We start from the raw sequence: 20,397 nt of genomic DNA on the forward strand, positions 1-20,397 counted from the left end.
AGCTAAGTTATGTTATCTTTTTACACTGCGAAAATGTAGCAGTGTAAAGGTTTTGGGAGGATTATTGTTTTTTTGTTCCTCAGTAGATGCGATTATTGTTTTCATGATAAAAAAATATCGGGACACAATATTTTCATAATAAGGCATTTAGGTTTTTTAGTATGAAATGCAGCGTAAATATTTTTTGATTTATAATGCGGCGGTTTATCTTTAGCCTAACAGAACCCTAATAAATGTTAACCAGCTCAACCCTATACCAAAGAGCTTGCAGGTTTCGTGTTTTCGCTTTGATTATTGTTAACTGTCTGTTGTGTGTGGAAAGCATAAATGCTGCTGGCCAGGTCAGCCAATTGCCCACTTTTCCCTTGCTGTCACAGGATTCTGTACCTGTTGTTGCATTGGTGAAAGATTCTATTATCCGTACAGCATCCGGTGTTGTAACGGAAACGGGTAAACGTAGTTTGTCGACTTTGTCGAACACAGTCAGGTCTCCTTTGTCAGGTGTAAAACAACGAATAAAACAAGCCATTAGTTTGCCTTCTGTCGAAAAGCCTTCCCTGAAGGAAATACTGTCCAGTCATAAGCTGGCAGTGACACAGGAAACACAAGTAGACCGTACCTATTGGGGTACCGGTTATTATATGCTCAACCGCCTGATGCTGGAGGGTAGTATACAGGTAGCCAAAATACCATTGGCTGTTAAATTTCTGCATCAGAACTATAGTTATCCTTCTGTTAGTTATACTAACAATTTTCAGGTGACTTTCGATAAGGAAGCTTTTCTGGATAATTACCGTAAACAACTGGCCGGAAAAATAAAGATAGATAAGGAGATACCGAAAGATAAGCTGTTGCAGCTGGCCAGGCAGGCCGCAGAAAAAACAGTGTCGCGTACCCTGGATTCCATGAAACAGGACTTTATGGCTGGTTTTCAGCAACGCCTGCCGGGACTGGATACCATCCGTGATTTTTCTACCCGCAACGTGGGTGGTGTATTTCAGTCTATCATAGGAAACGATTACAGCAACAAAATAGCCGAGAAACAACGTTATCTGAAACAGCTCGAGACAAACCTTTCTTCCGGAACGCTGGATGCCCGTGATACTGCCATGATTCCGGGTCTTAAAAAGGAAATAGCGATGTTTTATAAGCTGCTTTCCTATTATAAAAAATATCAGGCATTACAAAAACAGATGAATCTCGTAGATCTGGAGAATCGTTTGAACAGTGAAGAAGCAGCTAGAGCGCAACAGCTCAGCCGGATGCTGAATGACCCATCCAGCCTGCAACAGCTGGCAGCAGACCGTTTACCGCTCAGCGGACTTGAAAAAATATTCCTGTATGTCAATAGTATGAATATGGGACAACATACTATCACCCTCAGTCCTTTGTCGCTCAATGGTTATCTCACCAACGGTGTCAGCATGGAGTTTTTTAAAGAGAATAAATACCTGTTTTTGCTGGTAGGCAAAGAGCGGGACCTGCCTGCGGTGTATGACAGGCCCTACTTCTCCATGATGCGGCCCAATGATCATATAGCCAGTGGTATAAGAGTGGGGCGTGGCGCTTTAAAGGAAGATCATATACATCTGTCCATCTTTAATTTCCGCCAATCGAAGGTGCCGCATCCGGAAGGTACTTTTGAGATGCCGTCCAAATCGAGTATGGTAATGGGTTTGAGCAATCGTTTCCGTATCAATGAAACATCAGTGGTATCAGTGGAGTTGTCTAAATCTTCCGCGGTGCTCACGGATGCGTTATATGGTAATGATACGGTAGGCAACAAACGTTCTGCCCTGGCTGGTTTGGCCGATATGAAAAACTTTGGTCAAAGTGTGGCTGTGATAGCCAGTTACAGTGGAGAATTCACCAAACAGGCTTTGAATGTAGAAGCTAATGTGTCTAAGGTTGCCTCTGCGTACTATAATCCCGGCGCCGCTTTTATGCCTGGTGGCACTACGGAAGGAGCGTTATCTCTTCGTAAATCATTTATGAAAAATAAGCTGGTGATCAATGCCCGGGGCAACTGGCGGGATTATGCCTTCTCTACCATGCCATCGAGCCGCTGGCGTAATAACAGCTACCTGCTGGAAACGAGGATACGACTGACAAACAGCCAGCAGTTATCCTTCCGCTACCAGCCGGTAAGAGGAGTGCATATAACTCCCACTGAGCGCCGTAATAATAATGTAACAGACCGTATTACGGGAGAGTTTTCTTTCCAGAAACGGTTGCGGAATACTTTTTACCGCAATACCATGAGTCTTACGTATAACCGTAGCCGTTATCTGTGGGCCGGTGATAGTACTGCCAATCTGAAAGCAGCTACCATTACCTCTATGCAGTCGGTAACGATAGGACAGCAGTTGTTGTACGGTAATGTCACCTATACCTATTCGCAGAATCCTGGCGGCCCTGCCTATCTGAACAGTTTACTGAATACAGATATAGGGATTACCTATATGCTGGGTAAGAAGATCAGTTCCACGTCTGGTTTGAACTACAGCAATATGCAACGTTTTTATGAGCAGGCCGGCTTCCGTCAAAGCCTTTCAGCAAATCTGAACAGCCATCTGGCGATGAGTTTGTTTGTAGACTGCCGCTTTAATATCAAACAATATGAAACCTATTATGATGACCTGGTACGTGTAGACTGGAGCATCAAGTATAACTTCTAAATCCCTACTATGAAAAAGATTCTGGCTTTCCTGATAGGCATGCTCTGTACGATGGGTGCGGTAAGGGCACAGGTAAATATCAGTTTTGAACCTGCCCTGCACGGCCAGACCCTGGAAGGTCTGACGATGGCACAGGTGGTGAATGCCGGCCCCAGAGAGCTGATGGGTTCTTTCCGTATCCTGGTAAAAGATGGGATGGGCCGTACTGTGGTGAATGTATATCTGCAAGATTTCCCGCTGAGACAGGGCGCTAACCGCTTACAAAGAAATATGCTCAGCAACAGCACGATCCGGTTTGGTGAAAGTACCGCAGTACCGATGCTGAGCCAGACAGGCCGTTTCCCCGAAGGAGAATTTGAATACTGTTTTCAATATCTCGAAAAGGGATTCAAACCGGACCCTGAAATTCATGAAAACTGTTATCATCAGACCATACTGCCGGCCACGCCCTTGCTGCTGATTGATCCTTACAACGGAGATGAAATATGTAATACCAGACCATCCTTCAGCTGGCAGCCGCCGGTACCGGTAACACCGGATACCCGTTACCGTATTGTTGTAGCACCTATTGCCGACAAACAGGATGCTGCCACAGCACTGGCTCAGAACAAGCCACTGATCAATATTGCAGACCTGCGTCAGCAGTTTATCACTTATCCGCCACAAGTACCTGATCTGGTACAGGGACAGTCATATGCCTGGCAGGTATTTGTACACAGCCGGGACCTGGTGATCACCCGCTCTGAGATATGGCGTTTTACAGTGAAGTGTGATACTGCTGTACAGGAAAAGGATAGCTATCGCGAAGCCAAGCCTGTACTGGAAGGTAGCTACTACTTGGCTAAACAGGTGCTACATTTCTCTTTCAATAATCCTTATAAAGGTGGTAAGCTGGACTATAGCATCATCGATCTGTCGGATCCTTTGACACCGATTAAGAAACTACCCAAAGTACATATGCAGACGGGCGTTAACCTGATAGACCTGCGTCTGGAAAGCAATTCATCTTTCATCAATGGCCATCACTACCTGTTGAAAATAAATAATGTTGGAAGTACGGAGCTGGTCTTAAAATTCAACTATGCTGACTAAACGATTGTTTTACCTGCTGCTGTGTTGTAGTATCCTGTATCTGTCTTGTAAGCCCGGGCATTTCCGAAGCCCTGAGAAGTTTGTACAGTATATCAGTGATCCTGCGCATGGACTGGTGCAGCGGCAGCAGGAGCAGGATACGGTATATACGGCACAGCTGTTCCCGCTGGATTATCAGCTGTTGCTGGCTGGTTGCGGTAATGGAACCGTCAACTGCGACAGCCTCCGTCAGCAGTTTGATAGCTGTTATTATTTCCGGTTTGAGATGAATGGAAAACGTATACCCGAAAGCGTTATTTATGACATGGCTAATCAGTTTACTCTGCAGAGTGGGAAAGATACGCTGGTATGTGGTCTGTGTCAGCCTATTGCCAATGGGAAGGCCAGTTCAACAGAATATATGCTGGTGTTTTACCGGCGTAGTGCTGCGAAACATGATCTGCTGTTGAAATATAATCAGCATGCGTTCAGCTTCAGTCAACGAAATCTTGATGTTACCCTATACTAAAAAATTATTTTTCATGAACCGCTTTGTTAAGTTCAGAAAGCCTATTGCCCTGTTTTTGTTGTTTGTTTTTCTGACACAGCTGGCTACGCCAACGATTGCGTGGGCGCTTACCTCGGGGCCTGCACAGCCGGAGATGAAAGGGTTTTCGCCGGCAGGTACCTCAGATATGGTGGACCTTTTTTCCGGTGACTTCAGCTACAACCTTCCGCTGCTGGATGTAGGCGGATACCCGGTAAATCTGTCCTATCGCGGTGGTGCGGGCATGGATGAAGAAGCCGGCTGGGTAGGGCTGGGCTGGTCTTTAAGCCCTGGTGTGATGAACCGCCAGATGCGGGGTTTACCCGATGATTTTAATGGTGATGTGGTGACCAAGGAGTTTAATGTAAAAGATGATGTGACCGGTGGTGGTAACCTCGAAATATATCCGGAGTTCTGGGGGCTGGGGAAACTGTTACACCTCAGTGTGAACATTGGATTGTTCAAAAACTCCTACAGAGGATGGGGAGCAGAAGTAGGAGCCAATGTTGGTATCAAACTGACAGAGATGGCTTCCGGCTCAAATAGCGCCGGCGCTGGTAGTGGAAATACCAGTGCACCTGCTACGGGGACCGCTCCTGCTACTGGTGCTTCTTCCGGTGGATCAGCATCATTGTCGCTGGGTATTAACTCCAATTCGCAGTCGGGCGCCAGTATCAAACCATCTGTCAATCTGGCTATCAGCAATCGTTCCAAAGATCTGAAAGAAGTGACTTCCGGGTTGTCAATCGGTACATCCTACAACTCACGCAGTGGTATGCAGGCGCTGACACTGACAGGTTCTGTTACCGGTACAACCTATAAAGAAGTAGCGGATCCCAAGGACGATAAAAAAAAGATGCTGGAAACAGTGTCCAGCGGTGGTTCTTCCCAATCCTCTTCTATATCGTTTGCCCGTCAGAGTTATACGCCTATCATTAATACACCTTTTAATAATCAGTCTTATACCTTCAGTGCCAGCTTTGGACCTGCCGTTTTTGGTATACATATCAAAGGTGCGCTGAGTGGTTATTATATGCGGCAAACAGTGGCCCAGCGTATACAATCGCTGAAAGCCTATGGATTACTCAATGCTCAACGTGGCCAGCAGGATGCTTATGCGCTGATGGATTTTAACCGCGAAAATGATATTCCCTATCAGGACGGAGTACCTTATCTGCCAATACCGGTAAGCACTCCCGACCTGTTCACAGCTTCCAGCCAGAAAGGTAGTCATCAGTACAAGCTGTACCGCAATGGCTCCGGCGTTTTCTTTGATCACCGCGGTGTTAACAATAGTTTCTCCGGTTCACTTGGCGTGGAAATAGGTGCTGGTAACATTTTCCAGGGTGGTGTGGATATCTACGCCCAGAAAGTGACTACTTCCGCCGGTAAGTGGCAGGACCAGAATGATTACTTGTCAAAAGGACAATTTACTGCCGCAGATAAAAACAATCCGCTGATGGAGCCTGCTTATTTTAAACGGGTAGGTGAACAGATGCCGGTGGATGAAGATTATTATGCTTCTTTAAACAATGAAGACCCTTTCAGAGTGGACATCCGCAGGGGCCGGGATGTAAGAGCACTCAACCGGGTGATTACAGGCAGCGGCGCTGGCGTGGATCTGAATCAGCCCTGGAAAAGAAGCAAAAGAGAAGCCCGTAACCACGTGTTCAATCAGCTGAACATGCAGGAAGCAGCTACCTATGGCCTCGACAAAACCCTCAACAGCTATCCCAAAAACCAGCTGGTGGTGGCCGGTTGTGATGACAATAAAATCATCCGCTATACCCGTAATAAACCCGGACATCATATCGGAGAAATCACGACTACAGATGATCAGGGTGTAAGGACCGTGTTTGGCATCCCTGTATATAATCAGTCACAAACAGAAGCGTCTTTCAGCGTGGATCCTTCCAATGGAAACAAGGCCAGAGGCCTTGTAAAGTATCGGAGTGGAAAAGATGATACAGGTGGTAATGACATCGGGCGTGATCGTTACTGTAATAAACAGACCTTACCTCCCTTTGCTTATGCCTACCTGTTGACAGGCATTCTGTCACCGGATTATACAGACCTCACCGGTAACGGCATTTCTGACGATGATCCTGGTACCGCTGTGAAGTTTAACTATACGAAGATCGCTGATAACTTCGCCTGGCGCACTCCTTACGAAAAAGACAGTGCCAACTTCAACGAAGACCTGCTGAGTGATCTTAAAGATGATAAAGCCAACTACACCTATGGTCAGAAGGAGATCTGGTATATGCATTCCATAGAATCCAAGACCATGGTGGCCATGTTCTACCTCAAAGACAGAGAAGATGGTTTAGGTGTACTGAGCAGTGCCGGTGGAAAGAATACAGCTGTACGTCAACAATACCTGGACCATATTGATCTTTTTACCAAAGCCGATCTGCTGGAGAGAAAAGATAAAGCGGTGCCTGTTAAAACAGTGCATTTCGAATATGATTATTCGCTCTGTGGTAATATCCCTAACAATACCGGAAATGCGGTGATGGTGAACGGTGTGGACATCAACGCCCGCAAAGGAAAACTGACGCTGAAGAAAGTGTATTTCACTTTCGGAGCCAATCGTAAAGGAGCTTTACAGCCTTATGTGTTTACCTACAATGATAAAGTGAATGGTGTGGCAGTAGACTATGGGCACAAACAGGCTGACCGCTGGGGTACTTTTAAAAGCACTACAGAAAACAGCACTGGTTTACGCAACGATGAATTTCCCTATACGACACAAGATAAAGCCAGAGCAGATGAGAATGCTGCACTGTGGCAGATTAGCAGGGTAGACCTGCCCACCGGCGGACATATCAATGTTACCTACGAATCGGACGATTACGCCTATGTGCAAAACAAACGTGCCATGCAGATGTGTATGGTGGCTGGTTTGGACAATAAGGGGCAGTCTACCGGTATGATACAGGCAAATGAGGTGCTGGTGAATCTTCCGAAGCCGGTGAACAGTCAGCAGGAGCTGATGTACCGTTATTTCCAGGGAATGGAGCGGTTGTACTTCAAATGTCTCACTGACCTTGATGGTAAAGGGCATGAAGAAATGATTCCTGGTTATGGTACCATCAAAAAGGTGAGGCTGGTGGATGCCAATACAGCGGCTGTTACGCTGGACAAGGTAGAAGGCGTGAACCCCATCAGCAAAACAGCCTGGCAATATCTCCGGCTGAACCTGCCCGTGTATGCTTATCCTGGTTCTGATACAGATGATCTGGATGGTGATGCTACACAGATCATCCGTGCGCTGGTGGCGGCTTTGGGCAATGTGAAAGAACTGGTGGAGAATTTTGACAGCAGGGCAGAACGTAAATCCTTCGCCAATAAAATCAACTTAAACAAATCATGGGTGCGTCTGTATGCACCATCTTTCACCAAACTGGGCGGTGGTAGCAGGGTGAAGGCTATCCGTATGTCAGACAACTGGCAGGCCATGTCCGGAGAAAATATGCCGGAAGGTTCTTACGGACAGGATTATGGTTATACAACTACCGGCAACGATGAAAAGGGGCAGCCTATGACCATTTCCAGTGGTGTAGCGGCTTACGAGCCCATGATCGGTAATGATGAAAATCCTTTCCGTCAGCCTTTCCCTTATCAAAGCAAACCCGGATTCCTGGGGCTGAATGATTATTACTACATGGAAGATCCTATTGGTGAAGCCTATTTCCCGGCAGCCAATGTTGGATACAGTAAGGTGACGATAAAAAGTGTAGGTGCGGATAATTATAATAACAGGAGCGGCTATGCGGTAACGGAGTTTTATACAGCCAAAGACTTCCCGGTAATAGTGAAGAAGATGGACAAGGAACAGCAGGACTATCGTCCTTCTCCCATCCTGAACATCTTTAAGGTGAAAGTGGAAAATTCAGTGGGGGTTTCTCAGGGATATTCCGTAGAGCTGAATGATATGCATGGCAAGATGAAAGGTGAGGCTGTTTACAACAGAGGTGGAGGTAAAATATCTTCTGCTGAATATATTTTCAAAACAGATAATCCACTGGCTGCTCAGCAAAGGGTTAAGAATGAAGCGCTGTTATTGCAACCTGATGGCTCTCTGAAACAGGGACGTATAGGTGAAGAGATCGAAGTGTTTACCGATATGCGTGAACAGCGGACCGATAACATCGGCGGTAGTGTGCATGCCAGTGGTGGTGCTTTTATGGCCTGGATATTCCCGATCCCTTATTTCTATCCGGGTATAGGTCCTAATATCGAAACACGTCAGTTCAGATCCGCCAGCACGGTAAAGGTGATTCAGAAATTCGGTCTGATGGAAAAAACACGGGTGATGAAAGACGGCTCTTCTGTATCTACTGAAAACCTGGCATGGGACAGTGAAACAGGAGGAGTGCTGCTGACCAGGACTTACAATGAATTTGATGATCCGGTATATAACCTTATCTATCCGGCGCACTGGGCTTATAATGGTATGGGGCAAGCCTATCGCAACATAGGGCTGGAGCTGAGTGGTGTAACTACCAATGCTACCCGGCAGCTGCAGAATATCCCTGCAGGCCTTCTTAATCCAGGTGATGAAGTAATGGATGGAGCACACAATATGAAAGGCTGGATATCACAGCCGGAAGGCGGTGATGCGCTCTACGTAATTGATGCAGCCGGTAATACACAAACTTTTAGTAACGCTACATTGAAAGTGACCCGGTCAGGAAAACGAAATCTGGCTGCACTTCCGATTGGTACTGTGTTGGCGTTGCGTAATCCGATTAAGGCTGGAAAGATTGATTTAACGGCATTCAGCCAGGTGTTGAATGTGAGCGCGGTTACTTATAAAGACCAGTGGCAGGTACCACAAGCACAACCCTGCGGCTGTCCGGCTGGATATGTTAAAAGCCAGGATGGTTTGTACTGTGAAAAATATGATTCAATTCCACGGCAAAAACCGGACAGTATTATAGCCTGTGCAAAAGGACATTCGGCTTATTCCTGGGCAGGTACGCGTATTTATAAAAGTGGTGGCTACAGCCTGAATGGAATAGGGCCTGATACGGTGGTTAATAGCACTTTCTGGAGGAATGCGGCCAGGACCGATACAGATGGGCCTATGAATTACTGTGCTGTATGGTCCTGCAAGGATGAGGATATTGCATTGAATAAGTGGGTAGGTTTCAAAACTACGTTGAACGTTCCGGTTTCCAAACTCTATTACATTGGCATGGGGGGAGATAACACTATCCGGATCACTATTGATGGGGTAGTGGTGGTGAGTATGGATGCCAAAGCCATGGGCGTCCATACTAATACAAGCTATGCAGCAGCCTTTTACTGGTGGCATATATATCCCGTTATGCTAACTGCCGGCACCCACACTATTTTCCTGGAAGGAATGAATTTTGAAGATGCTGCTGGTTTTGGCGCTGAGGTTTATAACAATACTTCTCAGGAATTGGTGAATGCTACCAGTCGTAACGATCTGAATGTTATTTTCTCTACCAGAAACATGCGCGATAGATATTTCCAGGTAGGTGACGCTATCAGTGGTTGTCCCATCAACTATTTCCCCGCTGAAGATGGGCTGCATTGTATCAGATTACTGGATCGTATCCCTGCATGGCAACCTACCGCCGTCAATCCTTATGTGGCGGGTATACTGGGCAACTGGCGTCCATGGCAGCAATTCGCATATCACGATTCCCGTAGGCAGTTGCCTGAAAGTGCAGCCGAAGGTGTGACCAACATACGCCGTTCAGGTATCTTCACTTCTTTCATTCCGTTCTGGAGTTACAGTAATGGTATGTTCAGGCAGGTTGACACAAAGGCCTACCCCAGCTGGGTGATGTCGAATGAATATCTGAAGTATAATAACAAAGGGGGAACGCTGGAGTCGAAAGATGCATTGGGCCGCTACAGCGCAGCGTTATTCGGTTATCTGCAAACAACACAGGTGGCGATGGCCTCCAATGCGATGAACACTGATATCGGCTACGATGGTTTTGAGGATTACACTTATTCTCAGACCTGTGTTACAAATGCAGATACCTGTAACATCGAAGGTCATTTTGATTTCCGTAAACTGCTGCTGCGTAATATTAAACCCGTAACAGAAGCTGCCCACACAGGCCGCTATAGTCTGAAACTCTCAGCCCCGGCCGTTATCAAGCGGGATGTGAACGTACTCACAGACTTATCTTTCCTCAGTTACAATACTAATGGAGAGGCCTATACGAAACCTAATGCAGCGCTTCGTCCGTTTACACCCAAACCCGGGAAACGTTACCTGGCGAGTGTCTGGGTAAAAGACCAGTCATTGAATAGTTCTGCTTCCGGCGTGCTGGATATATTGTCGGGTGGCAACGTGTTGGTATCCTCCTCTTCTGCTGGTCCACAGGTAGAGGGCTGGCGTAAAGTGGAAGTGGTGTTTACTGTACCTGACAATGCCGCAGACATCTCTGTCAGACTAAGCCCCAGGAGCGGTACTGCCTACTTCGATGATATCCGTATACAGCCATTCGACAGCGAAATGAGGTGTTATGCCTACTATAGTAATAACATGTTCCTGGCCGCAGAGCTGGATGAGAACAACTACGCTACCTTCTATGAATACGATGACGCCGGAGTGCTGATCAGAGTGAAAAAAGAAACGGAGAAAGGTATCGTAACCATCAAGGAAAGCAGAAGTACCTACAAAATCCAATAGTTAACCGGTTAATCAGCGTATAATGAAAACAAGATGCGCCCTCATATTATGTTGCCTGTTAGTGGCTTTTGCCGCACATGCCCAAACGGATGCCTGGAAGGAAGCACGCGCGCTATTTGCCCGCTATGACGGACACGAGCCGCTATCATTCAAGGCAACTATCAGCATGTTCCCCGCTGCCAGACCCCAGGAAATCACAGACCGGCAACAGGCAATCTATTCCCTGCAGCAACAGGAATATCACTGTCGTATTGGAACGATGGAACTGGTGCGGAACAAACAATACTGGCTCACCATTGATCATGCCGACAAAACCATGCTGCTGGCCGGTACACATACCAAACAAGCGCAGTCTGCCACAGCATTTGATCTGGCCACCCTCCTGGAAAGATTGCAACAGGACAAGGTAAGCCTTGCTCTGAGTGCAAGAGGTAATCAGAAAGTACTGCAGATCACTGGTATGCCCGATCCCCGTATGGTGAAATATGAATTTGTGTATGATCCACAGTCATTCCTGATCAAACAGATGACCATGGAGCTGGAACAGGGAGTTGGAAAAAACGGGCCGGAACGGGTGAAGATGCAGATGGATTACTACCAGTATGTTACCGGTAAAACAAACCCTGATATATTCTCTGAAAAAAAATATGTGTTGGTAAACGGGAAAAAGGCAACCCTTCAAACTGCCTATGCTTCCTATCAACTGATTAATCAATTATAAGCTTAACCCTATGTACCCTGTACTCTTTGGATATAAAAACATACTCCGGCTGGTTATAGCCTTTTGCTGGCTGTTGCTGTGCAGTACAGCTGCACGTGCCGGTGATGAACACTATCTCAATGTGCTGACCGGGAAGATCAAAGCCGGACAGACCTGTCAGGTAAAAGACGATAAATACGGCAACAGTACGCAGTGGCAGAAAATAGAACGGGATATTTCAGTGAACAACATCATCACTTTTGAATTGCGTCATGATACATCGCTGTATTATTATGATAAACCATTCACCTGTGAACTGAACTACGATATCACCTATGAAGACCGGAACGGTGGCAGTCGTACCTATGCCGGTCTGAAACTGAACCTGAAGTATGATACTGCCAAAGCAGTACCCTACCAGGGAACAGCCATGTTTAAATTCAGCGGCGGGCATAAGGTGACCATCAAAATTAATAGTATCAGCAGTCCTCAACTGGGCGGAGAAGACGATCTGCCAGCTGTTTTCCGGATAAGGAATGAGATACAGATCAACCGTAGTTATCTTTTCAGTACGGCCAATACTGATGTAGCCCAACATGCTTTTACCACTGCCCCTACATTGGGCAAGCAACTGAATATCAGCTGGAGTACAGGTGCTGACAGTTATGCCGGTGCGGAAATGTATGATCTGGAGTATACTTTTTATGATGATTATAGTGATGTAGCTGACAGAATTAAAGCATTAAACAGCCCGGCGAATATTAATGCCGGCAACATTACAGTATCACAGGCTGAACTGGAAAGCTGGTTGTTACGTAACAGTACCCGCATCACTACCAGCACTCCGTCTCATATGCTGAATATGGTTTATGGCAGCGGATTTCTGCTATACCGGGTGAGAGGTGTGCGGATTAATCCATTGGATAATGAGCGTCAGGAAACAGCCTGGAGCTACCAGGCCATTGGTGGATCCGGGACAGCCAGTACAGTAGTACGATTGGATGCATCGCATGAGCCATCGCTCAACTGGCAGTATACAGCTTCTTTTTCTGAAGAAGGGAAGCATAAAGAAGTGATCACTTATTATGATGGCACGTTGCGTAATCGGCAACAGGCCACCCTGGATAATTCCAGTAACAGAACTGTTGTACAGGCACCCGTTTATGATGTGATGGGCCGCGAGGCAGCCACATTCCTACCAGCCCCTGAGCTGGATAGTTCTCTACACTTTTTCAGAAATCTGAATATGGCCAGTGATGGTAGCAAGCCCTATAGTTTCCAGCAATTAGGCATTGATACGCTTGCATGTATACCAACTCCTGAGCCGGCGGGCAATACTTCCGGTGTTTCACGGTATTATTCGCCTAACAATCAACATACAAATGCTATTCATGCCAGATATATTCCGGATGCACAAGGTTATCCATTCAGTGTTAAACAATATACTGCTGATAATACCGGCCGTATACGGTTGCAGGGGAATGTGGGCCTTGACCTGCAACCCGGTAAGGGACATGAAATACGTTACTTTTATGGTAAACCTTCCCAACTGGAGCTCGACCGCCTTTTTGGATCAGAAACCGGTGATGCTTCCCACTACCAGAAAACCATGGAGGTGGATGCCAACGGACAGGTGAGTGTCAGGTACATTAATGCAGATGGAAAAACCATTGCTACTGCCCTCGCAGGAAAAGCCCCTGATAATTTATACGCACTGCCTTCACAGGCGGAAGCTCAGGCTCCTTTCACCGCTGATCTGGCCAACCGCTATAATACGACCCGCAGTACAGCTGATTTTACCATTACTTCCAACAGTAGTCTGTTGATACCACTGCCCGGTACTTATCATTTCAAATATTCGTATGATCCCGCAACCGTGATCACCAGCCCTTGTGAGAATAATATGCAGGACCTCTGCAGCGATGGGTATTATGATTTGTGGATTACCGTGAAAGATGAATGCGGAGCTGTGAAGCACGAAGAAAAGATTGCAGCAAACCTCAGTGGTATCGAAACCAGCTGCGACCGCCGTCCAGGGCCTGTTAGCGGCACGTTTGATGCCGACCTGCCTATCGGTGAATACCAGACAAGCTTCCAGCTGCGTGTCAGCAAAGCTGCCGCTGAATATTATGATTCCGCTTATCTGAAACAGCTGACTTGTATTCTCACAGAAGATGATTTCAAACGTAACTATATCGCCAACATGGACCTGCTGGGCTGTTTCGGCGAGGTGACTCCCTGCGCCGCTACGCTGGGCAGCAAAACGTTGTTCACCGCCCGTCTTCTCAACCTGATGCAGGAAAACGGTCTGCGTCCATTACCGGCAGATACGGTGATGGCCAGCAGGATGTATGATTCCCTGTTGCTTAAATGTCAGCAGAATACCGTGGGCATGCCAGCTCCCTGCGCGGATGCTTACCTGCAGATAGTAGCAGATGTTACACCTGGTGGACAGTATGCTACCTATGACGACAATGCCCTGCAGCAAAACAGCGCTACCATATTTACAGAAAGAGATGTGAATGTGCTGACAAAGTATAAAGACATTACCGGTTTTGTAGATGATAATGACAAACTGGATTCCGTATACAACGACAACGGAGAGCTGAAAGCCCCCAAAGATCTCACAGAAGCAGAATTTATCCGTAACTGGAAACCCAGCTGGGCCAAGGCATTGATCGTCTTCCATCCTGAATACGGTTATTACCGCTGGTGTGAACTGACAGCCGCTAGCCGTCGTTTTGATGCTTCCCTGGAAGATATACATACCGGACAGGATGCAAGAAATGCCGGTTACTGGGATGGCAGCAACCCACTGCTGCTCCTGCAGAAAGATGCTTTCTTCGCTGCCGGTGGGGCTGGTGCTTCTTCCTATAGCACTATGCAGAACAAGTTGCAGCAGTTCTCCCGTTATATCCGTAATGATGCTTCGCTGCCTGTAAGCAACGTATTACAGGTGATCAACTATATTGTGTATTGTGCAAAAGATACTACCGTAAAAGGATTTAACAACTGTGCAGGACCGGCCAACTGTGCTGCCGGCAGAGATGAAGACCAGGAGTGGGAGCTATACCGTACCTTTTATCTCCAGCTCAAAGCACCGCAGATGGAGATTGCCAGAGGCAATAGTCCGATAGACACTGTTCGCAATAGCCGTAACTGTTATATCGGTGGCGGACTGGTAAAAAATGATCCCAACTTAGGAAACAGCTACGGACAGGAAAATATTATCAATGGTCGTGTGAAAACTTGTCCGGATGATCCATTGACTGCAAAGTATGCCAACAAACACCGGCTGTTTGCAGAAGATATCCAGACGGAAGATTTCATGCAATCACTGTCTGCCCAATCACTGGCACGGATGAGCGACAGCATCAAACAAATCAATGATGCAGCCCTCTATGAAAACTGCCACAAAAACTGTCTGGCCCAGGCTGATTCCTGGATGCAGGCACTGAAAGGCTGTCAACAGCTGGTTATCGGTAACGACTCTACGAAATACAAACAACTGCAAGCTGGTCTGATTGCTGTATGTGAAAAAGGCTGCGATATGAGCCATATCTTCGGCGCCAGTACCATCAGCCCTGATAGTACCAATGTGGACCGCACTTTTGAAGATGTGATGAACAGGGTCCTCGGCCCCGGTGCTATCAACAGCTCCTGTACTGCGCTGTTGATCAACTATCCGGCCACCTATGAAACAGCAACACAGGAATATGTGTCCCGCGACAGCTGTACCTGTGAAAAAATAACCGCTTTCTATGATCAATATAAACAAACAGCTTATGGCGTTTCTACTGCAGGTTTCCTGCGCTGGCTGCAACAGAAATTCGGATCTTCCTTTGTGATGACCACCGAACAGCTGGACATCCTCTTACGCAAATGTGTGGCTGGCGATTGTGTTACGCCTTCGCAGATGGCGTTCCCATTACCTTATGCACTCACCTGTAAAAGCTGTGCGTCTTGTGACGTAGTACAGGCTAAAGTGATGGATTTCCAACGCTTGTATCCTACGTTGACGCCGGCAGATAATAATTACGAAACGCTGCTGACTAATTACCTTAATAAAAAGCTGAATTTTAATCTCAGCTATGTTGAATATTATGAGTTTATTGGAAGATGTAATGGTAAGCTGGGAGATGTGCCAGTAACCAATATCTCCTGCGAAGCCTTTACCAAAGCTTATCAGCAGTTCTCCCTGCTGCAGCCGGATTATTATGCTAACCCCAACGGTAACACGCATATGGCCGACAGCTTTAAGGTATACCTGCGGGACTGGATGAATATTGTGTTCAGTAAACAGCTGCGTTATGAAGATTACGCCTCCATGGCCGCCAACTGTAACCTGGCACTGAATATCCCGCATGACAGTGTGCCGCCGGTATGTGCAGGCTCTCCTTCCACTGTTACCTGTGTTCCCGGTGTAATGGACTGTTGTGCATTGGATACCTATCTCGGGAATTTTAAATATGTATTCCCAATTCGAGCCAATGCGCGGCTGCTGGCTTATTACTTCCGTATGCAGGCATCGCAATGGTGTGCTCCTAAAGGCATTCCGGTGATAGATCCGCTGTCATCTTATGCAAGCATCACTAACTTTTATAATCACTTGTCGGTGCCACATGAAACAGTAATTGATGTGGTAGACGACGTAGCTAACTATACCAGTAACAATAATACTTCCTGCAATCTTCCGGGTATCAACTTCGGAGATGGTGGCAGTGGTCTGGTTTATGCAGATTATATGCTCTGTAACCGTCCGCTTTCACCGGTATTGCAGCCGGATACTGTACCGTGTATGCGTACCCGTATGGATATGGCGCTGATCAATGCTTCGCTGTCATACAGTACCTACCGGGATTCTGTATTAAAAGATTTCCAGGATATCTACCTGACCAAATGTTTGTCTGTGCAGCCACAGATGACAGTTTCCGGTACCCTGGTAGAATATCATTATACTTTATACTATTATGATCAGGCAGGTAATCTGGTAAAAACGATTCCGCCTAAAGGGGTTAAACTACTGACCGAGGATGAACTCGACGCAGTGCGCAGAGACCGTCCGTATAATATTGCAGAATGTTACCAGACAGTAGATACACTCAGCTTTAAAGGTAACGGGGCCTACATCCCTTATCCCACCTGGATGACAGGAGCTTATAAACCCTATTCCATAGAAACCTGGGTAAACCGTGAGGCGGGACATGATCAGGGTATCTTCTCAGATAACATCGCTGTCAGCGCTCCATCCCGTTTCATTGATAGTACCTATACCATCCCTGCTTTCAATGGAGAAAAAGGGGTGAGCTGCTTTACCCGTGGTAACCAGCTGGTGTTCCGCAGTGGCAGACATATACCTTTCTGGTGGCCTTATCCCATCTTTGAACAGGTAGAAGGTGTGGCTGCAGTACCATTGTCCACCTTATTACCTGCAGGTACCTGGTCTCATATCGTGATAACAGGTACCGGTAATCCGCTGAAACCGTTTTCTGTAGTGATCAATGGCAGGGCTATCCCTGTACAGTATGATACTACACATGCTTACCTCGGTGGTGCATTGACAGAACAAGGTACCAAACAATTCCGCTTCGGCGCCGCCTTCGTAAAAGGAAATTGGCAGTACTGGCAGGGATATATCAAACAGTTACGTATATACGATCGTTTTGTAAACTATGCAGAAGCCTGGATGAACTATAACAACATCTGCCTGAATCCTCGTAATGATGCTGGTTTGCGTACCTGGTTGCCCATGAATGAAGGAATGGGTAGTCTGCTGCACGACCGGGTGACTGAACAGGATATTGTGCTGGAAGGCGCGCCAGGATACAGCTGGATCAGGAACCATAATCCGGTGCTGGTGAAACATGACCAGCCTACGACGTATGCCTATAATACATTGAATGGTATCATACGCCAGAGTACCCCGGATGGAGGGGTTTTTAAAGCCTGGTATGACCGGTTGGGAAGGTCTGTAGTGTCTCAGAATGCAGAACAACGGCAACCATTAAACGGAGGAGAATCGAACCGGTATAGCTATTCTATTTATGATCCCCTTGGCAGGACTATTGAAACAGGAGAGAAAGGGGGGAGCCCGATTACCGATATTAATACCCTGGATACGCTGGCGCTTTCATCCTGGATGCAGCAGGGGAGCAGATCTCAAATAGTGAAGACATTTTATGACTTTCCTTTACCAGGGCTTGGGCTGTTACAGGAGAATACCCGTAAACGTGTCACTGCATCTACTGTTGATGAAGATGGTGATGGGCAATACGATAATGCTTCTTTTTACAGTTATGACCTGCTGGGCAATGTGAAAACCTTATGGCAGTATCAACAGCGGCTTGAGCTTGCTAAGACGGGACAAGGGATGAAACGGATGGATTATGATTTTGATCTTGTTTCAGGCAAGGTGAATAATCTGTTTTATCAAAAGGGACAACCTGATCAGTTTGTTTACCGGTATTTATATGACGCCGAAAACAGGATAGTAGCCGCTCTAAGCAGCCGGGATAATATGACCTGGCAACAGGATGCTACTTATTGGTATTATTTGCATGGGCCTTTGGCAAGAGTGGAGCTGGGTGAACATAAAGTACAGGGTATAGATTATGCTTATACCCTTCAAGGCTGGCTGAAGGGAATCAACGCTGCTGCACTGGATGGAAATGATATGGGTGGAGATGGAATAACAGGAAATCATAGCCTGATAGCTAAGGATGTAATGGGAGTTACACTGGGATATAATGGAAATGATTATGCGCCTATTAATCCATCGAATACCACGGCTTTTAATATGCCTTATGTTTCCGGTATTGTTCTGAGCACAGGTAATGGGCTTTATAATGGAAATATCAGCTATTCTACGCTGGCGCTTAGTAATATTTCAGGAGCTAAAACTACTGGTTATACCTATGGATATGACCAGTTAAACCGCCTCAAAGAAGCAAAACAACATACATTGCAATTGGGCCAGGCCTGGAATAGCACCAGCGCAACTGAAGACTATAGGGAAAAAATAAGTTACGATGCAAATGGTAATATACTGGCTCATTCACGCAATGCAGTAGGAGCCATGGATGATCTTACCTATCATTATAAAAAGGACAATAATCAGTTGACAAGTGTTTCTGATGCAATTGGCAATAGTCAGTATAAAGAGGATATAAAAGGGCAGCAATCAGATAACTACACTTATGATGCAATTGGTAATCTTATAAAAGATAAAAGTGAAGGAGTAGAAAAAATAGGATGGACAGTGTATGGTAAAATCAGGAACGTAATTGGCCGTAATCCGGTAAGCTTTTCTTATGGCCCGGACGGGAACAGAATAAGAAAACAATCGGGAGACTCCAGTGTTTTTTATATTCGTGATGCAGCCGGTAGACAACTAGCCATTTATAAACAAAATGGTACCCAATTCATCTGGGAAGAACAACAGTTATATGGAAGTAGCCGACTGGGTATTTTAAAGCATGAGTCTATGTTGCCACCCCGTCTGCCGTATCCTACCAGTTTGACGGATACTTTGAGTGATGCTTATAATACAGGGTTACGCAACTATGAAGTTGTTAACCATCTGGGGAACGTCATGGCGGTACTAACTGATAAAAAACAAGGAGTGTCTGCTAATACAAAAACAGTTGATTATTATACTGCAATTTCATTGTCTCAGCAGGATTATTACGCTTTTGGTATGTTGCAGCCTGGAAGAAAATACGCTCTGAAAGCTTACCGGTATGGCTTTAATGGTAAGGAAATTGATAATGAGACGAAAGGAGAGGGAAATCAGCTGGATTATGGAATGCGAATATATGATCCAAGGATAGGTAAGTTCCTGAGTACGGATCCAATAGCTCATGAATACGCAGGATTAACACCTTATCAGTTCGCAAGTAATAGTCCTGTTAGTGGAATTGATCTTAACGGATTGGAATATTATTTTGCTGCAGATGGAACTTATATCGGGGTAGGTAATCAGGCTAATAGAGCTGTTCGGGTGGTTGATGCAAACGTGGTGAAAGAGTATGGTTCTGCTGAAAAAATCCACCAGGCAGTTGAATCCAATGCAGCTAAAGCCAGGACGGCGATTATGATGACAGAAGGTCCCAGTAAGACATTTTATACTACCTATCTGACGGTGGATGTTCTACTGAATAATGCACATTCTATTTATGGCGAAGCCGGTACCAAAAGTAGCGAATATAGAAAGTTGGCACATGTAATTAATAATCGGGAAATTAAATATGCAAAGTATATAGCGGCTCTTAGGAATACAATAATTGGTGTGGACAAGAAAACAAAAGAAAATTTGTATAGTACAGAAAAAAATACTACTGTGTTAAAGTTAAACGCCCTATACGGATTTAACAGATATGTAGCATTTGGAGTATACAAACCGATGGATCCTGCGGCTGTTGATAAATTCCGGGAAACATTTGAAGTAAATGGGTATCAAATTGATGGAGGAAAACAGAACGGTAATTATGCGAATTATTTCATGTGCAAAGGAGATATTAAGGAGCTTCAACTTAACATTCCTAGCACAAAAGAAATCTTCAAGGAAATAATTGACGCAAGAAGCGGTGTTACAAAGGACCCCAATCCCAATGCTGATAGTTGGAAAGGAGATGGGAAAACTAACAATGTAAGCAATGATATGCCCAAATATAAATCTGATGAAGAACCTAAATCTAAATGATTAATCGGGTGAGTT

6 protein-coding genes are annotated in these 20,397 nt (G+C 45.9%); all 6 read left to right on the forward strand.

The genetic code is table 11. From position 1 onward, the window contains the following. The first annotated feature begins 314 nt into the window (after positions 1 to 314). From DF182_RS21440 to DF182_RS21465, 6 genes are read left to right on the forward strand one after another with little or no spacing between them, the layout of a single operon-like run. Positions 315 to 2,678 carry a hypothetical protein gene (locus DF182_RS21440; protein ID WP_147243500.1) on the forward strand — a complete coding sequence of 788 codons (2,364 nt, stop codon included), beginning with the start codon at positions 315 to 317 and terminating at the stop codon, positions 2,676 to 2,678. A gap of 9 nt (positions 2,679 to 2,687) precedes the next feature. Then, complete coding sequence (locus DF182_RS21445; RefSeq protein ID WP_113617850.1) at positions 2,688 to 3,770, forward strand: hypothetical protein; 1,083 nt, start codon at positions 2,688 to 2,690, stop codon at positions 3,768 to 3,770. Continuing rightward, positions 3,760 to 4,278 (forward strand): hypothetical protein, encoded by a 519-nt coding sequence (locus DF182_RS21450; RefSeq protein ID WP_113617851.1) that lies wholly within the window; start codon positions 3,760 to 3,762, stop codon positions 4,276 to 4,278. The genes DF182_RS21445 and DF182_RS21450 overlap by 11 nt, the downstream gene beginning before the upstream one ends. A 13-nt stretch (positions 4,279 to 4,291) precedes the next feature. Further along, positions 4,292 to 10,981, forward strand: a complete 6,690-nt coding sequence (locus DF182_RS21455; protein ID WP_113617852.1) for a hypothetical protein — start codon at positions 4,292 to 4,294, stop codon at positions 10,979 to 10,981. 22 nt (positions 10,982 to 11,003) lie between these two features. Further along, entirely contained in the window at positions 11,004 to 11,702 is a 699-nt protein-coding gene (locus tag DF182_RS21460) for a hypothetical protein (RefSeq protein WP_147243501.1), read from the forward strand. Between the two features lie 10 nt (positions 11,703 to 11,712). Continuing rightward, a complete protein-coding gene (locus tag DF182_RS21465; RefSeq protein WP_113617854.1) occupies positions 11,713 to 20,382 on the forward strand; it encodes an RHS repeat-associated core domain-containing protein in 8,670 nt (2,889 codons plus the stop codon). The last annotated feature ends 15 nt before the right edge of the window (positions 20,383 to 20,397 follow it).

This window comes from Chitinophaga flava (assembly GCF_003308995.1).
Lineage (GTDB): Bacteria > Bacteroidota > Bacteroidia > Chitinophagales > Chitinophagaceae > Chitinophaga > Chitinophaga flava.

Excerpts from the sequence above, each read along its gene's own strand:
- DF182_RS21450 (WP_113617851.1), top strand. The coding sequence starts at position 3,760 with ATGCTGACTAAACGATTGTTTTACCTGCTGCTGTGTTGTAGTATCCTG.
- DF182_RS21465 (WP_113617854.1), top strand. The coding sequence starts at position 11,713 with ATGTACCCTGTACTCTTTGGATATAAAAACATACTCCGGCTGGTTATA.
- DF182_RS21445 (WP_113617850.1), top strand. The coding sequence starts at position 2,688 with ATGAAAAAGATTCTGGCTTTCCTGATAGGCATGCTCTGTACGATGGGT.
- DF182_RS21460 (WP_147243501.1), top strand. The coding sequence starts at position 11,004 with ATGAAAACAAGATGCGCCCTCATATTATGTTGCCTGTTAGTGGCTTTT.
- DF182_RS21455 (WP_113617852.1), top strand. The coding sequence starts at position 4,292 with ATGAACCGCTTTGTTAAGTTCAGAAAGCCTATTGCCCTGTTTTTGTTG.